Here is a 1,065-nt window from a genome sequence, read left to right as displayed (position 1 = left end):
TGCCGGTCGACAAACTCTACGGCGAACAGCACTTCACCCAGCCGCCACCGCGCTTCACCGAAGCCAGTCTGGTGAAGGCGCTGGAGGAATACGGCATCGGCCGCCCGTCCACCTATGCCAGCATCATTTCCACCCTGCAGGACCGCGAATACGTGGTGCTGGAGAAAAAACGCTTTCAGCCGACCGATGTCGGCCGCCTGGTCAACTGCTTCCTCACCCGCCATTTCGGCGCCTACGTCGACTACGACTTCACCGCCAGACTGGAAGATAAACTTGACGACGTGTCGAACGGCAAGCGCGTGTGGACGCGGTTGCTGGGTGAATTCTGGGGCGCATTCGACGGCGACCTCAAAGCCAAGCAGGGGGTCGAGCGCGGTTGCCCGATTTCGGAAGCCTGCCCCAAATGCGGCAAGCCCCTGTTCATGCAGGCAAGCAAGCGCGGCCTTTTTATTGGCTGTTCCGGCTACCCGGAATGCGATTACACACGACCGCTGCATGCCGCCACCGCAGAGGGCGACAATATCCTGGGCCAGGACCCGGCTAGCGGACTCGACATCAAGCTGCTTTCCGGCCGCTTCGGCCCCTATGTGCAGATCGGCGAGATGCCGGAGGACAAGAAGGCGCCGAAGCCGCGTCGCGCGTCGTGGCCCAAGGAAATCCCGCTGGAAAACGCAACGCTTGAACTGGCGCTGAAATTCCTCTCGCTGCCGCGCGAGGTCGGCCATCATCCGGATACCGGCCTGCCGATCGTCGCCAACAATGGCCGTTTCGGCCCTTATCTGCTGCACGACGGCAAATTCAAGTCGATTCCCAAGACCGACAGCGTGTATGAAATCGACCTGCCGCGTGCGCTCGAAGTGCTGGTGATGGAACGCGCGCCGCGCGGTGCCGATTCGGCCGCCTCGCTGCTCAAAAACCTCGGTGCGCACCCGGAGGATGGCAAGGATATCACCGTGCGCAGCGGCCGCTATGGCCCCTATGTGAAGCACGGCAGCACCAACGCCACCCTCCCCAAGGACATTACGCCGGAAGAGATCACGCTGGACGAGGCGCTCGCGCTGATCG

1 protein-coding gene is annotated in these 1,065 nt (G+C 62.5%); it reads left to right on the top strand.

Translation table 11 applies throughout. From position 1 onward, the window contains the following. Positions 1 to 1,065: topoisomerase C-terminal repeat-containing protein (locus CAPSK01_RS19920; protein ID WP_034930967.1), on the top strand; the 1,065-nt coding region annotated here is incomplete at both ends.

The sequence above is a fragment of the Candidatus Accumulibacter vicinus genome (assembly GCF_000584955.1).
In the GTDB taxonomy this organism is placed as follows: Bacteria; Pseudomonadota; Gammaproteobacteria; order Burkholderiales; family Rhodocyclaceae; genus Accumulibacter; species Accumulibacter vicinus.
This window is presented reverse-complemented; position numbering and strand designations above follow the sequence as displayed.